20 protein-coding genes are annotated in these 22,355 nt (G+C 53.9%); all 20 read right to left on the reverse strand.

Translation table 11 applies throughout. From position 1 onward, the window contains the following. Positions 1-13: 13 nt before the first annotated feature. The 20 genes from wbjC to rpsA all read right to left on the reverse strand — a co-directional run bounded on the left by wbjC (position 14) and on the right by rpsA (position 22,327). Positions 14-1,126, reverse strand: a complete 1,113-nt coding sequence (gene wbjC, locus QSV36_RS21610; RefSeq protein ID WP_289134311.1) for a UDP-2-acetamido-2,6-beta-L-arabino-hexul-4-ose reductase — start codon at positions 1,124-1,126, stop codon at positions 14-16. 3 nt (positions 1,127-1,129) lie between these two features. Then, the gene (locus tag QSV36_RS21615) at positions 1,130-2,164 is read right to left on the reverse strand and encodes a polysaccharide biosynthesis protein (RefSeq protein WP_289134313.1); all 1,035 of its coding nucleotides are present in this window, start codon (positions 2,162-2,164) and stop codon (positions 1,130-1,132) included. A gap of 31 nt (positions 2,165-2,195) precedes the next feature. Next, entirely contained in the window at positions 2,196-2,978 is a 783-nt protein-coding gene (locus tag QSV36_RS21620) for an AglZ/HisF2 family acetamidino modification protein (protein ID WP_289134315.1), read from the reverse strand. A gap of 14 nt (positions 2,979-2,992) precedes the next feature. Then, positions 2,993-3,607, reverse strand: a complete 615-nt coding sequence (hisH, locus tag QSV36_RS21625; protein ID WP_289134316.1) for an imidazole glycerol phosphate synthase subunit HisH — start codon at positions 3,605-3,607, stop codon at positions 2,993-2,995. Further along, a complete protein-coding gene (locus QSV36_RS21630) occupies positions 3,604-4,752 on the reverse strand; it encodes an N-acetyl sugar amidotransferase (protein WP_289134318.1) in 1,149 nt (382 codons plus the stop codon). Before QSV36_RS21630 ends, hisH begins: the two co-directional genes overlap by 4 nt. Next, the gene (locus tag QSV36_RS21635) at positions 4,749-6,038 is read right to left on the reverse strand and encodes a glycosyltransferase (protein ID WP_289134319.1); all 1,290 of its coding nucleotides are present in this window, start codon (positions 6,036-6,038) and stop codon (positions 4,749-4,751) included. Before QSV36_RS21635 ends, QSV36_RS21630 begins: the two co-directional genes overlap by 4 nt. Before the next feature lie 13 nt (positions 6,039-6,051). After that, positions 6,052-7,308 carry a hypothetical protein gene (locus QSV36_RS21640; RefSeq protein ID WP_289134321.1) on the reverse strand — a complete coding sequence of 419 codons (1,257 nt, stop codon included), beginning with the start codon at positions 7,306-7,308 and terminating at the stop codon, positions 6,052-6,054. Positions 7,309-7,345: 37 nt separating this feature from the next. Then, positions 7,346-8,413 carry a non-hydrolyzing UDP-N-acetylglucosamine 2-epimerase gene (gene wecB, locus QSV36_RS21645; protein WP_289134323.1) on the reverse strand — a complete coding sequence of 356 codons (1,068 nt, stop codon included), beginning with the start codon at positions 8,411-8,413 and terminating at the stop codon, positions 7,346-7,348. Beyond that, on the reverse strand, positions 8,410-9,687 hold the full coding sequence (locus tag QSV36_RS21650) for an oligosaccharide flippase family protein (protein WP_289134325.1): 1,278 nt from the start codon (positions 9,685-9,687) through the stop codon (positions 8,410-8,412). Before QSV36_RS21650 ends, wecB begins: the two co-directional genes overlap by 4 nt. Next, on the reverse strand, positions 9,684-10,763 hold the full coding sequence (locus tag QSV36_RS21655; protein ID WP_289134326.1) for a DegT/DnrJ/EryC1/StrS family aminotransferase: 1,080 nt from the start codon (positions 10,761-10,763) through the stop codon (positions 9,684-9,686). The genes QSV36_RS21650 and QSV36_RS21655 overlap by 4 nt, the downstream gene beginning before the upstream one ends. Continuing rightward, positions 10,760-11,347 (reverse strand): UDP-2-acetamido-3-amino-2,3-dideoxy-D-glucuronate N-acetyltransferase, encoded by a 588-nt coding sequence (wbpD, locus tag QSV36_RS21660; RefSeq protein WP_289134328.1) that lies wholly within the window; start codon positions 11,345-11,347, stop codon positions 10,760-10,762. Before wbpD ends, QSV36_RS21655 begins: the two co-directional genes overlap by 4 nt. Then, positions 11,344-13,176 (reverse strand): acyltransferase family protein, encoded by a 1,833-nt coding sequence (locus QSV36_RS21665; protein ID WP_502945745.1) that lies wholly within the window; start codon positions 13,174-13,176, stop codon positions 11,344-11,346. The genes wbpD and QSV36_RS21665 overlap by 4 nt, the downstream gene beginning before the upstream one ends. 135 nt (positions 13,177-13,311) lie before the next feature. After that, positions 13,312-14,262: a UDP-N-acetyl-2-amino-2-deoxy-D-glucuronate oxidase gene (gene wbpB, locus QSV36_RS21670; RefSeq protein ID WP_289134332.1), complete on the reverse strand. Its 951-nt coding sequence runs from the start codon at positions 14,260-14,262 to the stop codon at positions 13,312-13,314. 70 nt (positions 14,263-14,332) lie between these two features. After that, positions 14,333-15,646 carry a UDP-N-acetyl-D-glucosamine 6-dehydrogenase gene (wbpA, locus tag QSV36_RS21675; RefSeq protein WP_289134334.1) on the reverse strand — a complete coding sequence of 438 codons (1,314 nt, stop codon included), beginning with the start codon at positions 15,644-15,646 and terminating at the stop codon, positions 14,333-14,335. Between the two features lie 283 nt (positions 15,647-15,929). Further along, positions 15,930-16,985 (reverse strand): LPS O-antigen chain length determinant protein WzzB, encoded by a 1,056-nt coding sequence (locus QSV36_RS21680; protein ID WP_289134336.1) that lies wholly within the window; start codon positions 16,983-16,985, stop codon positions 15,930-15,932. Positions 16,986-17,203: 218 nt separating this feature from the next. Further along, positions 17,204-18,637: an MBL fold metallo-hydrolase RNA specificity domain-containing protein gene (locus QSV36_RS21685; RefSeq protein ID WP_289134338.1), complete on the reverse strand. Its 1,434-nt coding sequence runs from the start codon at positions 18,635-18,637 to the stop codon at positions 17,204-17,206. A gap of 100 nt (positions 18,638-18,737) precedes the next feature. Beyond that, on the reverse strand, positions 18,738-19,001 hold the full coding sequence (locus QSV36_RS21690; protein WP_289134340.1) for a lipopolysaccharide assembly protein LapA domain-containing protein: 264 nt from the start codon (positions 18,999-19,001) through the stop codon (positions 18,738-18,740). Between the two features lie 19 nt (positions 19,002-19,020). Beyond that, positions 19,021-19,320 (reverse strand): integration host factor subunit beta, encoded by a 300-nt coding sequence (gene ihfB, locus QSV36_RS21695; protein ID WP_013971456.1) that lies wholly within the window; start codon positions 19,318-19,320, stop codon positions 19,021-19,023. Between the two features lie 179 nt (positions 19,321-19,499). Beyond that, on the reverse strand, positions 19,500-20,558 hold the full coding sequence (locus QSV36_RS21700) for an acyltransferase family protein (RefSeq protein WP_289134343.1): 1,059 nt from the start codon (positions 20,556-20,558) through the stop codon (positions 19,500-19,502). A gap of 92 nt (positions 20,559-20,650) precedes the next feature. Next, on the reverse strand, positions 20,651-22,327 hold the full coding sequence (gene rpsA / locus QSV36_RS21705; protein WP_003252673.1) for a 30S ribosomal protein S1: 1,677 nt from the start codon (positions 22,325-22,327) through the stop codon (positions 20,651-20,653). Between the last annotated feature and the right edge of the window lie 28 nt (positions 22,328-22,355).

Below are 22,355 nucleotides of genomic sequence, written 5' to 3' on the forward strand. Positions count from 1 at the left end.
TGGGCCAGCCATGTCAGGGGCAGACCGGAAGCGTATAAGTGTCCGGGTGTTCACGATTGAAGATTTCATTGGCCCAGAGCATTACGATCATTTCATCATCACCAATGTTGGTGATGTCATGGGTCCAGCCTGGCACCGTCTCGACAATCGTTGGCAACTCGCCGCTGGTCTGCAGTTCATAGAACTCGCCTGTCACCACCTGACGGAAGCGGAAGCTGGCCTTGCCTTTGATAACCAGGAATTTCTCAGTTTTCGAGTGGTGATAGTGACCGCCACGCGTGATGCCCGGGTGCGCCGTGAAGTAGGAAAACTGCCCAGCCTCGGGGGTTTTCAGCATTTCTACGAAGACGCCGCGCGGGTCGCCGTACTTGGGCACTTCATAGGTGAATGCAGTGGGCGGCAGATAGCTCAGGTACGTCGAATACAGCGCCCTGACAAGGCCGACACCAACGTTTTCGGTAACCAGCGTGTCGCGGCTGTCGCGGAAGCGGCGTATCTGCCTGGCCAGTTCGCCCACGGTGGTACTGTAGACCGGGTCAACTGCAACCAGCCCGCAGCCTGGCGTCTCTCCATCCATGATGGCGATGAACCTGCTGACCACATCGTCAACATAAACCAGGTCCAATGCTGCAGATTCGTCATGAATCTGGATCGGCAGGTCGTGCGCAATGTTATTGCAGAAGGTAGCCACAGCCGAGTTGTAATTAGGCCGCGCCCATTTTCCAAACACGTTGGGCAGACGGAAGATGTACACCGGGGTCGCATTTTCCTGATGCAGCTTCATCAACGCCCGCTCAGCCGCAATCTTGCTGAGCCCGTACGGATTATCGCGCTCGGCCTGGGTGGAGGACGAATACAACACCGGTATCCTGCGTCCGGAGGCCTTGATCGCATTGCACAGCTGCTGGGTAAGTTCGCTGTTACCACTGCCAAATTCGGCAGGATCCTGTGGGCGATTCACGCCCGCCAGATGGAAAATGCAATCCGCCTCATTCACTTTCAGGCTCAGGGCACTCAGGTCATCGCCACGAACAAAAAGGCTCACCTCGATGTCCTCTCGCTCTTGGAGGTGAACCAGGAGATTGCGCGCGATGAAGCCGTTGCCACCGGTAACCAGAACCTTCATCACTCACTCCTCCGGGGTAGCATGTTCGCCACGCTGGATGGCCTGGATGAATTCCAGTTTCAGCAACAGCGCCTGCATGCCTGTCACGTCCAGGCGCTCGGTGTTATGCGAGTTGTAATCCTCAGTCCGGGAGATCTTTTCTTCACCTTGCTCGACGTACTTGCTGTAGTTCAGGTCGCGTAAATCAGGCGGCACCCGGAAGTAATCGCCCATATCATCGGCACAGGCCATTTCCTCACGGCTGAGCAAAGCCTCGTAGAGTTTCTCGCCGTGACGAGTGCCAATTACCTGCACGGGGTGCTCAGGCTTGCCAAGCAGCGAAGTCAAAGCGCTGGCCAGGGTTGCGACCGTGGCAGCGGGGGCCTTCTGCACAAACAGATCCCCGTTGTTGCCATGCTCGAAGGCATACAACACCAGGTCCACTGCGTCTGCCAGGGTCATCATGAAGCGGGTCATGTTCGGGTCAGTGATCGACAATGGCTTTCCCGCACGAATCTGTTCGATAAACAGCGGAATCACCGAACCCCGCGATGCCATGACGTTGCCATAGCGCGTGCCGCAAATGACCGTGTTGGTCTGGTCGAGATTACGCGACTTCGCCACCATGACCTTCTCCATCATGGCTTTGGAAATACCCATGGCGTTGATCGGGTATACCGCTTTGTCGGTACTGAGGCAGACCACACGTTGCACCTGGTTCTGGATCGCCGCCTCAAGCACGTTCTCGGTACCGATGACATTGGTTTTTACCGCCTCCATCGGGTGAAACTCGCAGGATGGTACCTGCTTCAGAGCGGCCGCGTGGAAGATATAGTCCACCCCTCGCGTGGCGTTCAACACGCTTTGGTAATCACGAACATCACCGATGTAGAACTTCAGTTTGGCGCTGTCGTAGCGCTTGCGCATATCGTCCTGCTTCTTCTCATCGCGACTGAAAATGCGCACTTCGGCAATATCGCTGTCGAGAAAGCGTTTGAGCACAGCGTTACCAAAAGACCCGGTACCGCCAGTGATGAGGAGCTTCTTGCCTTTGAACATATGATCTGACCCTTGCGACGCGCGCTGGAGGTTAGCGGGCTCGTAGAACGGAATAAATGATCTCTTCTTTCTGCTGGGCACTGGGGTAGCTGATCAGCACAGCTCGATAGGTACCCTTGAAGACGAAGAAGCTACCCGCCGCCACACCAACGACGCCACATGCCTCGACCACACTGGCCATGTCTTCCAGAGATCCACCACCGCCCAGGATGGTGATCGGAATCTTTACCGCGGCGCGTAGCTTGCCGGCCAATTCCAGGTCATAGCCCTTCATCTTGCCGTCGTTTTCGATCGAATTGAGCACGATCTCACCCGCACCAAGCTGTTCCAGCTCCTGTGCCACCTCCACAACACTGCGTTTGGTATTGCGCGTGCCGTTATGCGTCCATACTTCCTGATGCTTGCTCAACAAACGCGATTTGTGGTCCAGCACGACCACCACGCTCTGACTGCCGATTTCCTCGGCAATCTGGGTTACCAGCCGTGGGTTTTCGAGCGCGGCGGAACTGATGGCCACCTTCTCGACCCCGAGCTGGATAATCTTCTTGGCTTGTTCGGCAGTGCGGATACCCCCGCCGTAGCACAACGGCATGCGGCATTCCGCTGCCAGCTTGGCGATCTGGGCATAGTTCGGCTCGGCGCCATGAGCAGTGGCGTCGATATCAATCACGATCAGTTCATCGGCTTCCTTTTCGTTGAAGATCTTCACCGCATTGATGGGATCTCCGACGTATTTCGGATCCTTGAACTTGACCGTCTTCACCAGCCCTCCATCTTGGATGAGAAGGCATGGAATGATCCGTGGTCTTAGCATTTGTCAGTTCCCGCTCACAGTTCTGCGAAGTTTTTCAACAGGCCGACGCCAAAGTGATGGCTTTTTTCGGGATGGAACTGCACGCCATAGACATTTCCTGCCTGAACGGCACAGCTGAACTCCAGACCATACGTTGACATCGCTGCTCGGTGCCCATCTTGCTCGCAGTCAAAGAAGAACGAGTGCAGGAAATAGAACCGGGCTTCGTCTTCCAAACCCTTGAACAGCGGGTTGTCGTCAAGTGAAGCCACATCGTTCCAGCCCATATGAGGCAAAGGCAGGTCCTTGAGGTTGGGCACTGACTTGAACGAGCGTACCCGCCCTGGCACCCAGCCCAGGCCTGCCAGGCGGCCTTCCTCGCTGCTATTGGCAAGAATCTGCATCCCTACGCAGATACCCAGCACCGGCATCTTGTGCCCTTGCACCAGCTCTTCCAATGTCGCACGCATGCCCGATGCATCAAGCCGTTCGACTGCGTGATCGAAGGCTCCAACGCCGGGTAGGATCAGCTTGCTCGCACCATCCAGCTGTGCAGCGGTTTGTGCAACCGCCACCGGGATGTGCAAACGCCGATAGACGTTTACAAAAGCCTGGATGTTGCCCAGACCATAATCAATGATGGTGATCATCTGAACAGCCTTCTTTCCAATCCGATTGCACTGAGGACGCGCGCCCCTATGCCGATCAGGAAACGCTTGTTTTTGTAGTCGTGGAAGGTCTTGTTCTGGCCTTCGAAAATGCCCTGAAGCTCAGGGACAGTCAAGTCCAGCTTGTGGGCAACGTATTCGAACTCGGACTTGAGGAAGTTTTCGTCCATCTCGGGCTTGGCGATGCGCTCCAGCGCGGCCTCGCGCGTTAATTGGCCGGTCATGATGAGGCTGGAAAAATGCGCGCGCCGTTTCTCGTAGCCAAATTTACGTGGCATCCAGTAGTCTTCGTAAAAGCGCGTGAAGCGCGACTCATGGTGCTTGTGTTTAAACCGTTTCCAACCGAACAGGCGCTCGAGCGTATCCTCTGCATCGGCCTTTATGTAGGGCACAAGGTTGAGAGGTTTTACAATCTGCATACCGAGAATACGCTGGTAGTAAATCTTGTAGGTTAGAATATCCACCAGCGGGAAGGTCTTCAGCGCACGCTTGCCGAACTGACCATGGATATCGTTGAAAAGCGTTTTGTCGATACCTGGATAACCGCCCCACTCTTCAGGTTCACGGCAGCATTCGGTCGAATAGTTACCGCCCGTCAACACATATTTGATTTTGTGCTTCCGTGCAAATTTATAGAGCCCCGAGAAAAAGGCGGCATCCTGCGGCAGATCCTGATCAGAAATCTGCGCACGCAGGAAAGCCACCTGCAGGTCCTTCATTTCTTCCCAGTTGATCACTTCGGTATAGAGGTCCAATCCGAGACCGTCGACCAGCCGCTCAATGTTTCCAACGGCCTGATCGGTGTTCCAACCCGCGTCGACATGGAACAGTAGCGGCCTGAGCCCCATGACTTTTGTAGCGATATAGGCAGCATAAGAGCTATCCAGGCCACCACTCAAACCAATGATGCAGTCAAAATCCTTGCCTTTGCCGTGCGCCTTGATTTTGGCCGCCAATGCCATAAGTTCCGACTCGCCACGCGCTCCGGTATCCCAGTTTGGCTTGATGGCATTGTCAAAGTTTGCGCAATATTCACAGACACCATTTTCATCGAACGAAATATTTGGGTCCGATGTATCCATGATGCATCGAGTGCAGATCTTGTAACTTACATGTTTAGAATTCATTCTTGCTCTCTTGCCACTACTTGGCGAATGACATCTGCATATTGATAGGCTTGAGCACGACGCGACAGACCTTGAGCGAAATCAGAAACAACATTAGGCTTTCGCTGGTAGAAATTAGCAGCATTAAAAGCCTCGAAAAATATATCCGGAGTGACACCAATAACATTCTTCTCGTCCGCACGGCGAAGAAATGAGCCAGCCAGTGATTCATGCGATATATCACCTAGCACCGGACGCCCAGCCCCAATATATTCGAAAAGCTTCGTCGTCAAGATACCCTGAGCGCTAAGCGTTTGCGTAGACGATGTTTCGGCGAACAACAGATAGTCAGCCTCGACGATCAGCCGAAGCGAATCTTGATAGGGCACTGCAGCATGGAATGAGTAAGCTGACTTAATATCTGGATACCGCTTTTCCAAGGCATCCCTTATCAAGTCCGCACCACCATAATATTCAATCTGGAAACGTTCAAAAAGCTCCGGAGCATGCTTCTTCAATCGAACCAAGGCGCTCATGATATTGTGAGGAACACGCCCAGGCGAAACAATACCCATATACCGAAGCACAATTTTATGGGGGCTTGGCAGGTTTGCACGCAGCCTGGCAGCGTCTAACACTTCATGATCGTAACCATTCATGATGGTTACGACGCTCGGGGACATCGTCCGGTAATAGGAGCTCATCGGCTCCGAAATAGTGACGAGCTGACTGGCATTCGCAACCAACCATCGGTCGATCTTAAGCTCCAACCATTTTGCAAAGCGTCCACCCGGCATTTCGTGGCATTCACTGAAGTGATCCCTGTAATCCAGAATGCAAGGTACTTTGAAGCGTTTTCTGCAAATAACCGCTGCCAGCAATAGCGGCCAGGGCGGCGAAGAACCAATAACGACATCAGCTCTCGCGAGTACCTCTTTTACCTGTGGGGGCATCCCAGGACTGAGGAATGACAACGCAAAAGGCAAACGCGGATCTGGTACTTGGCCCAACACATTTAATACGAGGTCTTTTATCCGCCTTTTGAGCGAAGGTTTTCCTGTGTACATGGGCTCGAAAGCACCCGAAGTCTCTTCGGAGGGCCTCAAGCGTCCAAAATGATCAAGCTCAAGCACTCGCACCCGTTCTGGATAGGCCTCAGTAAATCCACCGTCTGACGCCGTTTTTCTTGTAGTAATCACTGTAACGTCATGACCGTCGGCTGCCAGGTATTTTGAGATAGCCTCAACCCGCTTCGCACCAGAACTGTTAACTGGCGGAAAGTAATGCACTATAAAAACTATATTCATCTCACGTGCTTCCTTAATGCACACGACTGAGCGTAGTCAGCGGAAATTTTTCCTGCGCCACGGCCCCCAAGCTAATTCTAATGAGCAGAGCATGGAACAATATGTAAGCAAAACCATTACTGATGAGCATGCCGATCAGCGATGCTGAATAAAGAGTGAAAGCAAATATCGGCCAAAGGGACTTGAACGCAATGTCATACGATAGCCGAAACCACCTGAACACCTGACCTACCAGCATGCTGAACGCGATCACACCTACCCATCCGAAATTGACATAAGCATCCGTTATGTAAACAGCATTCGCATTCGCAATTTCGTTCCAGCTACCGAATTGGTGCTGAAAAACGTAGCGCTCGATATTAACTCGTTCCATCCCGGTAAGTGCAGAGATCAGCAGACTTGTTGAGCCCATCAAAAAATCATTCTTGAAAATTTCGGTTTGCACCAGCAAGGTATCGGTTGCGGTAAAAAGAGGCACCGCAAAAGCACGCCAAATGAAGTAGTCTCTCGCTCCAGATGGAAGATACTTAGCTGAGAAATACTCAGCCAGCGGAGCACCGCCAGCATTTATTTCCCCTGCCTCCCCGCCACCCAGCGAGAGAAAAACCGCAGCCATCAATACCGAAATAGCCAAAGCCAGACATAAAGCTAACGATTTTAAGGACAACTTTCCAGCCAACGCAAAACACACCATGACAGGTAGGAAAACGTTCAGAAATAGAGACTTCTGTAGGAAGCTGATACAAAAAACAAAAGCGACAAACAAAAATAGGTAGCGCAGTGGTGATTTCTTCAGAAACATCACCACCAAGCTATACGGAATAAGTACCGTTGTGAAAATGGTACTTAAATACAGCAGAATAGTCTCGAAGCCGGTTCGCCCTTTGAAAAAGTCGCCTCTCTGCTGGCTCAACTCATCGGCCCCAGCACCCTGAATGGCGCTTATCAACGGTATTGAAGGAGCGGTGTAATATGTGTAGAACGCGAATACGAAGAAAAAGCTCCAGACACAGAGATTGAATAATCGACTGGATACTATCACTCTGACCGCCCCAGGCCTAAACTGCCCATCAAGAACAGGCAGCTTGTACCCAACCACAAGCGCTATCAAAGCTACCAGTGTCAGCAATGACAACTTAAGATAATAGTCAGTCGCGCCAGCAAAAAAATACAGCAAAGCAGGAGCGACGCCATAGGTAAGACCTACAGCGGCCACGAAAAGATAAAATCCAAATCGTGGGGAGAAAAACTTGGCGCCGAGACTCTGCACTTTAATCACCCCTGCCTATGATTGAACCGCTTACCACTCAAGCTCTGCCCTTTAAGGTCTTGATGATATTGCCTGCAGCATCACCATTTCCGTATAGACCTTCTGCAAATACAACTGCCCGATCAGAGCGCAATGCACACGAGATTTTGTCTGGTGACGCACCCACCAAAGTATTCACATTCTGCTCGACGAGTTCAACCCACTCAGTCTCATCTCTAAGTGTTACGCAGTGTTTATTGTGGAAATACGCTTCTTTCTGCACTCCTCCCGAATCAGTCGCAATCAACTTGCAATTGGATTCAAGCCAATTCATCTCTAGATACCCAACAGGTTCAACAATGAATATATTGCCGGCGAGTTCAACACCCAGCATCTTGATTTTGTTTTTGGTCCGGGGGTGCAATGGCAAAACAATTTTTTCCCCGGATGCCTCGATCCCTTCGAGAATAGCCTTCAACCGAGTTTCAGAGTCAGTGTTCTCTGCCCTGTGTATGGTGCACAGCACATATTCACCCGCCTTGACATCCAATTCATCGAACCAAACTGGCTTCACTGCTTTGGATTTATAAAACTCGGTGGCATCACACATCACATCACCTACGATGTGAATTTTATCCTCGGCAATCCCCTCTTTAAGGAGATTACGCTTTGCCACATCTGTCGGCGCAAATAGTACGGTTGAAACATGATCAGTTAGCAAACGATTGATTTCTTCAGGCATGGCACGATTATAAGAGCGCAGGCCAGCTTCAACGTGCGCTATTGGAATATGCAGCTTTGCCGCAGCAATCGCGCCCGCCAGCGTGCTATCCGTATCGCCATATACCAGCACCCAGTCGGGCTTTTCCTTGAGCATCAACGCTTCAAGTTGCTCAATCATCCGTCCGGTATTCTGGCCATGCGTACCCCCACCTAGCCCCAGGCTGTACATCGGTTTCGGTATACTCAATTCCTCGAAGAATACATCTGACATGTTGCTGTCATAATGCTGACCAGTATGCACCAGTATCTCTTGCACCGGAAAATCTGCGTTTGCCAAAGCCCTGGACAAAACGGCAGCCTTAATAAATTGTGGCCGGGCACCTACAACAGTGAACACTTTCATTTATAGACCCTCAAGATTCCGGCCTGCCGGCGCTTTAATATCCAAAATGTCACCACGACATTCATCACATACATAAAAAACATTAGCACACTAAAACTTGTAAGTGCCTCAACAAAACTAAAGCCAGATAGAGCAACCATCAAAAAACCGAGATTCGGCACGCACAACCGGAAAAAGTCCCATTGCAATTGAACATCTTGCCGCTCAATAACGTTAAGCGTTTGACTCAATGGCGAGACAACGAACTGCCCAAAAAACATAGGGACAAGCACCAGCATCAGTATCGCCGCACCTGACCAACCAGAGCCAAACAAAAGCTCAACAGTATAAAACAGGCATAGTGCGGCACCTAATACGATTGGCAAACCAATTACAACCAAGGTTTTTAATGCCCTTTTGTAGAACACTATGACTTCATCGGGAGAGGTCTCGACCAACCGAGGGATCTCCGACAGATAGACATTAGCAATCGCAGTACCCAAGAAGGCCATCGGCACTCCCATCGCCCGTTGTGCCAAAGCAAACAAACCCGCCTCATGCACACCATAAGCATAAATGATAACGAAAGGTGATACATTCATTGCTGCGGCATTCAAGAGCGCGGCCGGTGCCGCCATAACAGGAAAACGCTTATACTTTCTGGCCAGCGCTAACAGCCGCAACTTTGCTGGAACGCTTCGTCCAGTGAAGGCTTTTCTGATGATTTTCGCACCTGCTGCGCCTTGACTGAGAACATATCCCAGAATTAATGCTCCACTGCCAAATGCTGCCAGCCCTGCGGAAACCTGCAAAATGGATTGCACGACACTACGTTGAATGTTCGCCGCTGTCAGCCCGGAAAAATCCTTGTTGCGGATTGCCACGTAACTGGCAATTTGAAAGGCACCTGCAAACAACAACCCTGGTGGAATGAACCAGCAATAGGCTGGTAATTCGACCCACGGAAACATCCAGAGTGCAACGATTAGAAAAGTCGCAAGAAGGCCCAGTGCAGCCAGCACACTAAAAGAAAGTACAGCCACTTCGAAGGCATGCTTGTCAGCCTTGGCCTGAGGAATGGCCAGCTCGTACTTCAGCGAAGCCAACGCTACGAGAATCGTGAGCACCGACGTGAAAGCAGCAAGCACCCCGAAGCTTTCCGGGCTAAACAGCCTAGTCAGCACCGGGGTAACAGCAACGATCAAGCCTTGCGAAACAAGAGCTCCTCCCGCTACCAATAATACGGAGCGAACGAATCCCGTGTTCAGCATTGAGGCAAACCGAATGCTCTTCACTTTAAAGCTGCAGCTACGAGATCAATATCATGATCCGTCATGTACGGATGCATTGGCAAGCTCAGAACCTGCTCGGCAACCTCGTCGCCCACGATTAACTTGACTTCACTATCTGCCACAGCCGGCTGTTTATTCAACGGAATAGGATAATGAACAACACTTGGTATCCCGGCACGCTGAAGTTTCTGCTGAACACTGGCCCTATTATTGACGCGAATCGTATACTGTGCAAACACACTAGTCGCATATTCCCTAACATGCGGGATACTCAGAAGGTCGACACCTTGCAATCGAGAAGCATACCGTGCGGCAACTTTCTGACGCGACATTACTTCATCTTCGAAAATTTTAAACTTTTGCAACAATATGGCAGCCTGAAGAGTATCCAGACGACTATTCATGCCCACTCGGATATGATGATACCTCCGGTCCTGCCCGTGCCGTGCAATTTGTCGCATAACGACTGCCAGCTCATCATCATTGGTGAACATCGCGCCGCCGTCACCATAGCAACCCAAAGGCTTACTCGGAAAAAAGCTGGTACAGGCCACAGTGCTTAAATTACAAGAGCGCTTATCCTTGTAGGTCGCACCAAAGCTCTGCGCCGCATCTTCAACCACTGCTATGCCGTACTTGTTTGCAATCGCGTTGATTGCATCGAAATCCGCACATTGACCGTATAATGATACCGGGATAATAGCCTTGGTCTTATTGTTTATTTTGCTCTCGAGCAAGCGGGGATCGAGATTGTATGTTTCTTTTTCAATATCAACATAAACGGCTTTGGCGCCCAGCACAGCAGCGGCTTCCGCTGTGGCAATATAGCTAAAGCCGGGAGTGATCACTTCGTCACCGGCACCAACCCCTAATGCCATTAGAGCTATCTGCAGCGCATCTGTACCGTTCGCGCAGCTGATGCAATGCTTGACCCCGACAAAGGAAGCTAGCTTGGCTTCAAGCTCGGCCACCTCAGGTCCAAGAATATATTGACCGTGGTTCAAAACTCGCTGGATAGCCAGATCAAGCTCGCTTTTGATTCGTGCTTGCTGCTTTTTCAAATCGATGAATTCGATCATTTCCCAACTTCCTTTTTGCGCAGGACACTTCCTTCTAGCGTGTAGCAAGCACCGCTATGTTCGCACATTACCATCCCATACCCCGACAGAGGCAAGTTCAACTGCTCGCCAAACTCACTCATCCATCCAATCTGACGGGCGGGCACTCCAACCATGAGAGCATAATCGGGGACGTCACGGTTTACGACGGCACCCGCCCCGATGAATGCGTACTCACCAATGGTGACGCCGCACACAATCGTGCAGTTGGCTCCCAGTGTCGCGCCCTTTTTCACCAAGGTGTTCCGGTACTGATCCTTGCGTTCGATCAGCGAACGTGGATTGTAGACGTTGGTAAATACCATACTCGGCCCACAGAACACCCCTTCTTCCAGCGTGACGTTGTCATACACCGACACGTTGTTCTGAATCTTGCAGAGGTCGCCAATGACGACCTTGTTGCCGACAAAAACGTTTTGCCCCAGAGAGACGCCCTGGCCAATCCGAGCACCGCTGCACACATGGACAAAATGCCAAATTCGAGAGTCTTTGCCGATCAGTGCGCCTTCGTCGACGATTGCACTCGGATGCTGATAATGATTCATTGCTTGAGACTCACGCTGGATTGAGTTGGGTCAAACGACTGTAGTAACTGCTTTCCGGCAAAATGCCCATAGCGACGCGACCCGATCTCATTGAGATGATGATTATCCTGGTAGATGAGCTCACCATTTTCGTAAGGTGCGTCAGCGAAAAAGCTCGAACCGGAGAAATCCACATAATGCACGCCTATGACGCCCGCCGTGACCGCCGCGACCTGCTGGTTTGCCAGTCTCCATTCACCATTCAGCGACAGGCTAGCTGGCAATCCGAGCTCTCTGAAGCGCCGAACTCTTTGCACATCCGAACGGAACATTGGCACCTGCCCTAGAACCACAACCTGCTTGTGGGCCGTCGCGGCATCACTCAAGAATGCCCGCAATGCCTTGACGAATGCAGGGCTCGACATCTGGTATTGCCACATACCCGCAATGATCACCTTATCCATTGTTAGTAAAGATTGCTTCACTGCAGTGATTTGTGAGCGGCAAGGCTGCTGGGCATACTCAGGCAGGCGCTCGACATCGAAACCGGGGATCGGCACACAACTGCTGGCAGTGAGCACACGATACGCTACACCCTGTTCGGCACCTGCCTGATCCAGAAAGTAATTGAGCTGGGCAGCGTGACTGTCACCAATGACGAGAATCGTTGGCACGGCGCTGGCCAGGCCGCGCTTGCACTCCCCGACCTGCTGCCCATGGCAGATCAGCTCGGGCGCTGCATAACGAGCTTGCTCCACAGGCACTGGCGAAACAATCTGCGGGTTGAATTTAGCACTCAGCAAAACGATCGAAGTAAGCCCGATCGCAGCAAACGCAAACCTGGGGGCCAAACGTCGAGCACCCCATAGTTTACGGGCCGGTTGCTCGACAAACCGATAGGAAAGCCACGCCAGGACGAACGAGACGACCAAAGCAATGATCAGCCATCCCTCACTCAATTCATATTGCCCCACGTAATAGCGAACGACTGCCAATACCGGCCAGTGCCACAGGTACAAGGAATAGGAAATACCACCGACCCATACCAGCAAAGGTGTGGACAACAGCCTGGTGACCGGACCGCGCCGGGCCGCAATCACCAGTGCCGCACCGACGCAGGGCAGGATCGACCAGTAGCCCGGAAAATGCTTGTTGTCAATCAGGACGAAACTGACAGCAAGCAAGGCAGCGCCAAGCAGACCGAGCAGCGCCGAAAGGTGAACAGGTACTTCTCGATGCCGCAGGCCAAGCGCGACTACACCACCCAGCAGAAACTCGGGCATGCGGGCGAGCAAAGCGAAATAAGCACGGCCGTACCCCCCCTCCGAGACACTGATGCCACTCCACAGGAACAGCCCCGTTGCGAGCAGCGCCAGGCTGGGCAGACGCCAGGAACGTGGCACGCACAGCAGCAATACGGGGAAAAAAAGATAGAACTGCATCTCGATCGCGAGCGACCAGGTATGCAGCAAGGGCAGCTCCTCTGCGCGAGGGGCAAAGTAACTGCCGAAATCCGCAAAGTACTGGTTACTTGTAAACAGGGCAGCCGACTTCAAGCTCTGGTGGAAAAATTCGAAATCAGCACTTAAAAATAGAATCGACGACGCTGCACTGACAGTTGCCAGCATGACGGCGTACGCCGGAACAATTCGCTTGATGCGGTTTACATAGAACGACGGCAGGTGAATCTGGCGCCCCGACTCCGTTAGCAAAGCCGTGATGATGAATCCCGAAATGACAAAAAAGACATCGACACCCACATACCCTGACTGGAGCCAGGAACTGTTCATGTGGTAAGCAAGCACTGCGAGAACCGCTACCGCTCGCAGCCCTTGCACATCCAGGCGGATATCCCTGTGTTGTGCCAGCGAACTCGACGTTTTCAGCGATGATTCGTTGTTGTTGTTGGACACGCTACCCAAGACCTTGAAAACATTGTGCTGCGAGAAAATGGGCGACCTCCCGATCGCCCGTATCATGTCGTTTCAGCGAGCCAGCCCGAGCACAAACGGATGCGCCTCGTTGTCCCTGGCCTGAACCACAGGAGCACTGCGGATAACGTTTACGGTCTCCACGCTGTGACGTGCGTCCTCGATGCCGTAACCCCGTCCGGCGAGAATCTCTGCATAACTGGTGGTATGCAGGTCGGTGAAGCCTTCGGAAAACTCCATTTCTTCGCCATTTACGGTGATTGACCGGTAAGTAGGCTTTTTACCTTTTACAGATTCGGGCAAATCATCAGCATCGACAGAAAGGAACCAACGTACGCGCGCTTTTTCGTACTCGAGATAACCGGCAGCCTTGTGCTCCGATGAGAAGTGCACGATGTTGCGCTGTAGCTTTCCGAAGATGAAATGCAGCATGTCGTAGAAGTGCACACCGATGTTGGTAGCCACCCCAAAGGACTTACGAGGATCGCCTTTCCAGCTCTTCAGGTACCACTTGCCGCGCGAAGTGATATAGGTAAGATCGACCTCATATTTGTGGGCACGGTTCTCGGCCGCCACCTTGTCCCTCAAGTTGATGATCGCCTGGTGATGACGCAACTGCAGGATGTTGTACAGCCGCTTGCCGGTTTCCTGCTCGATGAGCGAAAGCTGATCAAGCATCTCCGGGGTTGGCACCAGTGGCTTCTCGCAGATGACATCACAACCCAGGCGCAGGCCTGTTGCGATGTGCGGATAGTGCAAATAGTTCGGGGAGCAAATGGAAACGTAATCCAATGCGGTCGTCGCGTCGCGCTTCAGCGTTTGGGCATTCTCGAGAAAGAACTCAAACTCGGTGAAAAACTCGCTGTCAGGCGAGATGCTGTCGATGATCCCGACCGAGTCGTTGATATCGTAGGCGGAAACCAGGCGGTTGCCCGTGTCCTTGATGGCGCGCATGTGTCGAGGGGCGATGTAACCAGCTGCGCCGATCAGAGCGAAATTTTTCATGGTGCTTCCTTCGAAAACAATGAATCCGCCCGGCGGTTGACCGGGCCGAACGCCAGCGCTATACGCAGGCTCAAGCCTTGATGATATGAGCCGCCGGAGTACGGTACTTACCACGGCTATCGACGATCAATTTCGCCTGTGCCTCGATCAATGCGTAGTCGAACCTGTCGTGATCCGTGGCAAGCACCACGGCATCGAAACTGGCAAGGTTGTCTGCAGTCAACGGTTCACTGCTGAGGTCGAAATAGTGCTCGCGCATCCGCGGGAAAACAGGCACATGTGGGTCGCTGTAGGCCACGACACCACCCTTCGCCTGGATCAACTCCATGATCTCTACCGAAGGCGATTCGCGCATATCGTCCACGTTCTTCTTGTAGGCTATGCCCAGCACAAGGACCCGGCTGCCCTTCAAGGCCTTGCCAGTATTGTTCAACCCGTCCATCAGTTTGCTCAGCACATACTCTGGCATGGCCTGGTTGACTTCCCCCGAAAGCTCGATGAAACGGGTATTCACGCCATATTCACGGGCCTTCCAGGTCAGATAGAACGGGTCGATCGGAATGCAGTGCCCGCCCAGGCCCGGCCCTGGGTAATAGGCCGTGAAACCGAATGGCTTGGTCGCCGCAGCATCCACCACTTCGAAGATGTCAATCCCCATTCGATCGGCGACGATTTTCATCTCATTGACCAGACCTATATTCACCGCACGGTGTATGTTCTCAAGCAGCTTGGTCATTTCGGCTGCCTTGGTCGAACTGACCGGAACGACGTGGTCGATCGCTTGATCATAGAGGGCAATGCCGACCTCCAGGCAACCTGGTGTATGGCCGCCGATGACCTTTGGGATCGTACGCGTCTCAAAGTTGATGTTCCCCGGATCCTCACGCTCTGGCGAATAGACCAGGAAGATATTTTCGCCTACTTTCAAGCCGCCTTCCTGCACACGAGGCAGAAGCTCCTCTTCTGTAGTGCCCGGGTAGGTAGTACTTTCCAGCGAGACAACTTGACCCGCACGCAGGTACGGCTTGATGGCATCCGTCGTGTTAATGACGAAGCTCATGTCCGGTTCGCGGTACTTGTTAAGCGGTGTGGGCACACAAAGAATGAGCGCATCGCACTCGGTCGCGCGACCGAAGTCTGTGGTTGCTTCGAACCCGGATTGGCGGGCGCTCGCAATTTTTTCAGTGGAGATATGTTCGATATAGCTTTGACCTGCATTAAGCCGATCAACTTTGGCTTCGTCAATGTCAATACCCAACACCCTGAAGCCAATAGCGTTGTAACGCAACATCAGCGGCAGGCCGACATAGCCAAGCCCGACGATACCGACCACGGCCGTTTTGCTCTTGAACTTCTCAACCGCCTGCTTCTTGATATCCGTCATATCGCGCAACTCACCCTTTTATATTACCCGCCTGCGTGCATGGCAGGAGACGGGGTGCAAAAAATGTCCATGTCACCCAATGACTGGATAAAATCCAGCCCGGTACAGTGTAACGCCGCGCCCTCGACGAGCCTTCTTGCGCCGCAGACGGCAACGCCAATCGAAGGCTCATATGCCCTACCCTAGCTCAGCCCCGCAACAGTACACCGTCTCGGTAATCTGAGCTACTGGCGCTTGCGCCCGATCAGCAATGGCTGCGCCGGGCAAACCAATACCTAGCTTACTAACTAACGCGGGACGCTTCGCGCCTGCTCCACAGATCCTTGACGACTGCGGTCAAGCCGCCCGCGCCAAGACCCAAAACCAAACTTAGCAATACAATGAGTGACTTTTTCGGCTTGATCGGTTGATCGGGCAATTCGACGGCACCGTCCTGCTTGAATACCTGAATTACCGACGGGTCTAGCTTCAGCTCACGATAAAAAGCTACTTTTTCCTGCTTTGGACGCAGCCCATCGATAAACGGTTCGTCAGACGTTCGGGCTTCGAGCGTAGCGATTTCAGCCTCAAGCGCTTTGCTACCGCGCATATAGGTCAACGACCCACCCATCCCTGCCGAAACCTGGGTTGACAGCGGTTCCGAGATCAGCGGAGGCTTCTCAAGCCCAACAGATTTCGCAACAGCCAATGCTTCTTTCAACTGAGCGATACGGTCCTCTCGCTCTTTTCGCGCACTGATCTTAGCGCCGTTGATCTGATTTTGCAGATTGTCTGCCTTGATCAACATATCACTGTGATTACTTTGCAGCACCTCGCGCTTTGCGTTTTCTGCAGCAAGTTCGTTATAAGCCACTACCCACTTTGCCGCCTGCTGAGGATCGGATACCGCTGCAGTAACTGCATAACGCGTAGATGCACCTTTCCCGGCTGGGGCAACCGTGAGCACCTTGTTAAATTCGCTGTACAAACCATCGCGCGAACCATTGCGGAGCTCTTCGCTCAAACTTGGTAGATACACATCACGGAAAAATTTGTTTCGTACACTTTCTGACTGCAAGGCTTGCAGGTGGGTGTCGTACACTTCTTTTACAGTAATAGGTGCCAGGCCGAAGTCTGCGCCGCGACCAAAATTCAACTGCGCTATATCGTTTTGCGTCGGTGGCCCGACAAATAATTTCGCCTCATAAACCGGCGTAGCCAGTAACGCGTAGGCAACACCCGCTGCCACAATGGGGGCAGCTACAAGCCCAACCCATAGCTTCTGGCGCCAGACACCTTGGATCAAGTCAAACAGTTCAATTTCATCGTCACGCTGGGGGCGCTGAGGTTCATTAAGCATTTATTCTGATTATCCTGAGATCCGTCTAACATCGTTGAAGCTCTGACTGCCACACGCGCCGTGACTCGCTGAAGCGTTGTGTCACCCTGCCTGCTATCTGTACACGATTGCGATCTCCCAGGCAAACCTGGCGGGCTCGATACACAGATGGACTTGGAGCCTTCATGATGCGAAATGTTCCTCAATGGATCTCAATCCCGATACGATGTGCCGAACGGTCAGGATGGTATGAGCAGGTGCGGTACCTCCCCCTTACCTGCAAACGCCCGCTCAAGCGCGCCCCTCAACACCACTTTCGTTTTTTTCTCCCCATGGACAAGCACCACCTTGACAGGCACGTTCGCGATTGCTGTAGCGAAGGTAACCAGCCCTTCCTGATCCGCATGCCCTGAGTAGCCAGCCAGTGTCATCACCTTGGCACGGATCTCGTACATCTGCCCATCCAGGTCAATCTGAACAAACCCCTCCGCCCCCTCACTGGCCTGGATCACCGCCCCCGGCGTGCCCTTGGCCTGATAGCCGACAAACATCACCTCATGCCGCGGATCCCCCAGCATGGCCTTGAGGTAATTGACGATGCGTCCACCCGAGCACATGCCATTGCCTGCGATCACGATCGCGGGCCGCCCGGTGCTCTTCAGGTAATTGACCACCTGCTGGTGGCGGGCGTGGGTGTCCACGCTGACAAGCTGGCTGAAACCCAGCGGGTCGCGCCCTTCGGCAAGGCGCGCCCTGGCCTCGGCATTCCAGTAGTCGTGCAGATCGCGGTACACGCCAGTGATGCGCTGAGCGAGCGGCGAGTCGAGGATGATGGGCACTTGCGACCAATCGAACGGGCTGCCATCTTTGGCCGGGACGGCTTTGTTCAGCAAAGCCTTGCGATGCAGGATACCTTCCAGTTCGTACAGCAGCTCCTGTGTACGACCAAGGCTGAAAGCCGGAATCATCAGTGTGCCCTGGTCGGCCAGGGCGCGGTCGATGGCCGCTTCCAGGCGCTGCTCACGATCGCCGGCAGGCGCGTGCAGGCGGTCACCGTAGGTGCTTTCGAGCACCAGCACATCGGCCCGCTCCGGGGGCTGCACGGGTCGCAGCAAGGGGTTGTTGCAAGCACCGAGGTCACCGGAAAACACATAGCGGGTGTTGTTTTGCTCATGCTGGATGTCGCACTCGACATAGGCCGAGCCCAATAAATGGCCAGCACGCTGCAGGCGGATATGGCAACTGAGGCCAGGGCGCTCTACCAGCGCATGCCATCGCTCGAAAGGCAAGGGCACGATCAGCTCGGAAACGAAATCGATGTATCGCGCCACCTGTGCAGGCTCGCTGCTGATACTGAGCTTGTAGGCATCTTCCAGCACCAGTGGCAGCAGCCGGGCAGACGGCTCGCTGCACAGGATGGGGCCACGGTAGCCTGCCGCCAGCAACGCCGGAATGCGACCTACGTGATCAAGATGAACATGGGTGATGACCAGCGCCTGGATACCCTGCACATTGAAACCGAGCGGCGCCGATTCCGCGCCTGGTGCTGCGTCGTCGCCCTGCTCCAGGCCGCAGTCGATCAGCAAGCTGGTGGACGGATCGAGGTGCAACTGGTGGCAGGATCCGGTGACGCCGCAAGTAGCGCCGTGATGGGAAAGAACAGGGTATTCCATGCTGCACACTCGCCTGGGCCGAAAACGAAGTGCGCTATTACTCCACGAAGACCGCAGCAGAAAAAGATTCAGGTTTCTGAAAACGTTGTAGGAAATGCCCCTAATTACCGCTCAGCGCTGCCTGACGTGCCGCAGCCCTGATTTTTCGCTTGCTACGCTGCACACCGTACGCCCCCAACAACGGCCCGACGGCCAGACCAATCACCAGGGCGGCGAGCACCAGCACCGCAACAGGCATGGCCGGGGCAGCCCAACCGAACAGGACCAACGAGACGGCTTGCTGGTTCTCCAGCACGAAGAACAGCACCACAGCCGCCAACAGCAGCACGAACACCGCCGCCAGGGCGCGCTTGAGGTTACGCATCAGTTTGCTCCTTGTGGAATCAGGTGTGGGCCTCGTGTTCTTCTTCATTGACCCGATCACGCAACTCTTTGCCGGGTTTGAAGTGCGGCACGAACTTGCCTTCGAGGCTGACCGACTGGCCGGTCTTAGGGTTACGGCCGACACGCGGTGCACGATAATGCAGCGAGAAGCTGCCAAAACCACGGATCTCGATACGATCACCGGTGGCAAGGCATTGTGACATCTGTTCAAGCATGGTCTTGATGGCCAACTCCACGTCCTTGGACGAGAGCAGCCCCTGATGGGTGACAATACGTTCGATCAGCTCCGACTTCGTCATATTTTTCCCTTCGTTATCAAGCAGCTAGATCATTGCTTAACCAGTTTGTAGCACGCTGGAAGGGATTTGAACAGGGTGGTTCTTGACTTAATAAAAAAATTCAAGATTGAAGTTTTGCAGGAATGGTCTAGCCGGCGACCCTGGAAGGTGCCGAACCGGCGGGCCTGGCGCCCATCGGGTCAGGCCAGCTGCTGCTGGGGGTTTGCCTTGGAAAAGCGCTTGCGCATCGCCAGGGCAGGCTTTTCCACCAACTCCCACGACACATACCCTGCCAACCAGGACGCTGGCACCGCCGCCAACATCAGCCAGTAAGGCCCGGCCCATGGCATCGCCTTTGCCAATACCTGCTGGATCGGAAAGGCGTACAAGTAGATGCCGTACGAGTAATCCTGCACCCATGGAGGCAGCTTCAACTGCGGGCAGTAAGCGAAGTACAACGTGCCGTAGAGCGTCAGCACGGCGCAGGCAAACACCTCGAAACGCCCACCCTTGCTCAGTAGCAACAATCCGACCAAAGCGAGCAGCAACCACCACCCGTACGGGATCAGCGCCCGGCACGAATAGAACGCCGAGCCAGCCAGGAAACATACCACCAGCTTGAACGGGTACTCCGCATAAGCCGGATGCAGGGTATGCAGCCCCAGCGCAAACAGCAGCGCCGCAAGCGTCAGCCCCGCCATCGGCCATCGGCAAGCCCTGGCCACCAGCACCAGTAGCCCTAGCACCAGGTACATGCGCATTTCCAACGGTATAGTCCATAAGCTGCCATTGACCGAAATCCCGTAGTTTCGCGGAGTAAAACTTACCCCGGGCAGCACGAACTGGGCATCCTTGAGTACCAGCAAGGGACTGTAGACGTACCGGTAGACCTGGCGCTGGGAAAGATACTCGGCCAGCGGCAGCGAGGTCGCCAAAGGCCCCAACACGAAGGCCATCAACAACAGGCACACCAGCAAACCGGGAAAGATTCGCAGCGCCCGTGCCAGGTAGAAATTTCGCGGGCTGTTGCTCACGCCGCTGGCGGTAATCAGCAAGCCGCTGAGCATGAAGAACACTTCCACACCCAGACTGTGGACAGGTACTGGCAGGCCGAGCCATAACGCTGGGTCGCTACAACTGGCGCATTCACGATAGGACAATGCGTAGGAATGGCCGACTACCACAGCGGTCGCCGCCAGCAGCCGAATGACCAGGAAATTGTTGTCGCGACCGCGCCCGCTCATAACGTCGGCGAACATCAACATCACCCAATCCCCCTCGGCCATGGCTAATTCATAGCACAAAAAAAGGGCGACCCGAGGGTCGCCCTTTTTTACCGATCAAACAGAACTCAGTTCTGCTTGGCCATTGCTTCGCGCAGCAGCGCAGCCATGGTGGTGTCGGCAGCCGCTTCCGGAGCGTTTTTCAGGCTCTGGATGGCTTCGCGCTCTTCAGCATCGTCCTTCGATTTGATGGACAGGCTGATAACGCGGGACTTGCGGTCAACGCTGATGATCTTGGCTTCGATCTCTTCGCCTTCCTTCAGGACGTTACGCGCGTCTTCAACGCGGTCACGGCTGATTTCGGAAGCTTTCAGAGTCGCTTCGATGTCGTCGGCCAGGGTGACGATGGCGCCTTTGGCGTCAACTTCTTTCACGATGCCCTTGACGATAGCGCCCTTGTCATTGACAGCAACGAAGTTGGAGAACGGATCGTCTTCCAGCTGCTTGATGCCCAGGGAGATGCGTTCGCGCTCTGGGTCGACCGACAGGATGACGGTTTCCAGCTCGTCGCCCTTCTTGAAACGACGTACGGCTTCTTCGCCGGTTTCGTTCCAGGAGATGTCGGACAGGTGAACCAGGCCGTCGATGCCGCCGTCCAGGCCGATGAAGATACCGAAGTCGGTGATCGACTTGATGGTACCGGTGATCTTGTCACCCTTGTTGAACTGGCCGGAGAAGTCTTCCCATGGGTTGGACTTGCACTGCTTGATGCCCAGGGAGATACGACGACGCTCTTCGTCGATGTCCAGAACCATGACTTCCACTTCGTCGCCAACCTGAACGACTTTCGACGGGTGGATGTTCTTGTTGGTCCAGTCCATTTCGGAAACGTGTACCAGACCTTCAACGCCTTCTTCCAGCTCAGCGAAGCAGCCGTAGTCGGTCAGGTTGGTAACGCGAGCCTGTACGCGAGTACCTTCTGGGTAACGGGCAGTGATAGCTACCCACGGATCTTCGCCCATCTGCTTCAGACCCAGCGAAACGCGGTTGCGCTCACGGTCGAACTTCAGAACGCGTACGTCGACTTCGTCGCCAACGTTAACGATTTCCGACGGGTGCTTGATGCGCTTCCAGGCCATGTCGGTGATGTGCAGCAGGCCGTCGATACCGCCCAGGTCCACGAAGGCGCCGTAGTCGGTGAGGTTCTTGACGATACCCTTGACCTGTTGGCCTTCCTGCAGGGTTTCCAGCAGGGCTTCGCGCTCGGCGCTGTTCTCGGCTTCCAGCACGCTGCGACGGGAAACGACAACGTTGTTGCGCTTCTGGTCCAGCTTGATGACCTTGAATTCCAGCTCTTTGCCTTCCAGGTGGGTGGTGTCGCGCACAGGGCGGACATCAACCAGGGAGCCCGGCAGGAACGCACGGATGCCGTTAACGTCGACAGTGAAGCCGCCCTTAACCTTACCGTTGATAACGCCCTTGACCACTTCTTCGGCGGCGAAAGCTGCTTCCAGAACAATCCAGCACTCGGCGCGCTTGGCTTTTTCACGGGACAGCTTGGTTTCGCCAAAGCCGTCTTCGACCGCGTCCAGCGCAACGTGAACTTCGTCACCGACCTTGATGGTCAGCTCGCCAGCTTCGTTGTAGAACTGCTCGAGCGGGATGACGCCCTCGGACTTCAGGCCAGCGTGTACGGTAACCCAGTCGCCGTCGATGTCGACAACGATACCGGTGATGATCGCACCCGGCTGAAGATTGAGGGTTTTCAGGCTTTCTTCAAAGAGTTCTGCAAAGCTTTCGCTCATTTTAATTCCTGTAGATTCGGGCGAAACA

It is taken from the genome of Pseudomonas sp. BCRC 81390, assembly GCF_030341915.1.
In the GTDB taxonomy this organism is placed as follows: Bacteria; Pseudomonadota; Gammaproteobacteria; order Pseudomonadales; family Pseudomonadaceae; genus Aquipseudomonas.

Bases quoted from the DNA above. Each gene is read 5' to 3' on its own strand.
- wbjC (WP_289134311.1), bottom strand. From the start codon at position 1,126: ATGAAGGTTCTGGTTACCGGTGGCAACGGCTTCATCGCGCGCAATCTC.
- QSV36_RS21615 (WP_289134313.1), bottom strand. From the start codon at position 2,164: ATGTTCAAAGGCAAGAAGCTCCTCATCACTGGCGGTACCGGGTCTTTT.
- QSV36_RS21620 (WP_289134315.1), bottom strand. From the start codon at position 2,978: ATGCTAAGACCACGGATCATTCCATGCCTTCTCATCCAAGATGGAGGG.
- hisH (WP_289134316.1), bottom strand. From the start codon at position 3,607: ATGATCACCATCATTGATTATGGTCTGGGCAACATCCAGGCTTTTGTA.
- QSV36_RS21630 (WP_289134318.1), bottom strand. From the start codon at position 4,752: ATGAATTCTAAACATGTAAGTTACAAGATCTGCACTCGATGCATCATG.
- QSV36_RS21635 (WP_289134319.1), bottom strand. From the start codon at position 6,038: ATGAATATAGTTTTTATAGTGCATTACTTTCCGCCAGTTAACAGTTCT.
- wecB (WP_289134323.1), bottom strand. From the start codon at position 8,413: ATGAAAGTGTTCACTGTTGTAGGTGCCCGGCCACAATTTATTAAGGCT.
- QSV36_RS21655 (WP_289134326.1), bottom strand. From the start codon at position 10,763: ATGATCGAATTCATCGATTTGAAAAAGCAGCAAGCACGAATCAAAAGC.
- wbpD (WP_289134328.1), bottom strand. From the start codon at position 11,347: ATGAATCATTATCAGCATCCGAGTGCAATCGTCGACGAAGGCGCACTG.
- wbpB (WP_289134332.1), bottom strand. From the start codon at position 14,262: ATGAAAAATTTCGCTCTGATCGGCGCAGCTGGTTACATCGCCCCTCGA.
- wbpA (WP_289134334.1), bottom strand. From the start codon at position 15,646: ATGACGGATATCAAGAAGCAGGCGGTTGAGAAGTTCAAGAGCAAAACG.
- QSV36_RS21680 (WP_289134336.1), bottom strand. From the start codon at position 16,985: ATGCTTAATGAACCTCAGCGCCCCCAGCGTGACGATGAAATTGAACTG.
- QSV36_RS21685 (WP_289134338.1), bottom strand. From the start codon at position 18,637: ATGGAATACCCTGTTCTTTCCCATCACGGCGCTACTTGCGGCGTCACC.
- QSV36_RS21690 (WP_289134340.1), bottom strand. From the start codon at position 19,001: ATGCGTAACCTCAAGCGCGCCCTGGCGGCGGTGTTCGTGCTGCTGTTG.
- ihfB (WP_013971456.1), bottom strand. From the start codon at position 19,320: ATGACGAAGTCGGAGCTGATCGAACGTATTGTCACCCATCAGGGGCTG.
- QSV36_RS21700 (WP_289134343.1), bottom strand. From the start codon at position 20,558: ATGTTCGCCGACGTTATGAGCGGGCGCGGTCGCGACAACAATTTCCTG.
- rpsA (WP_003252673.1), bottom strand. From the start codon at position 22,327: ATGAGCGAAAGCTTTGCAGAACTCTTTGAAGAAAGCCTGAAAACCCTC.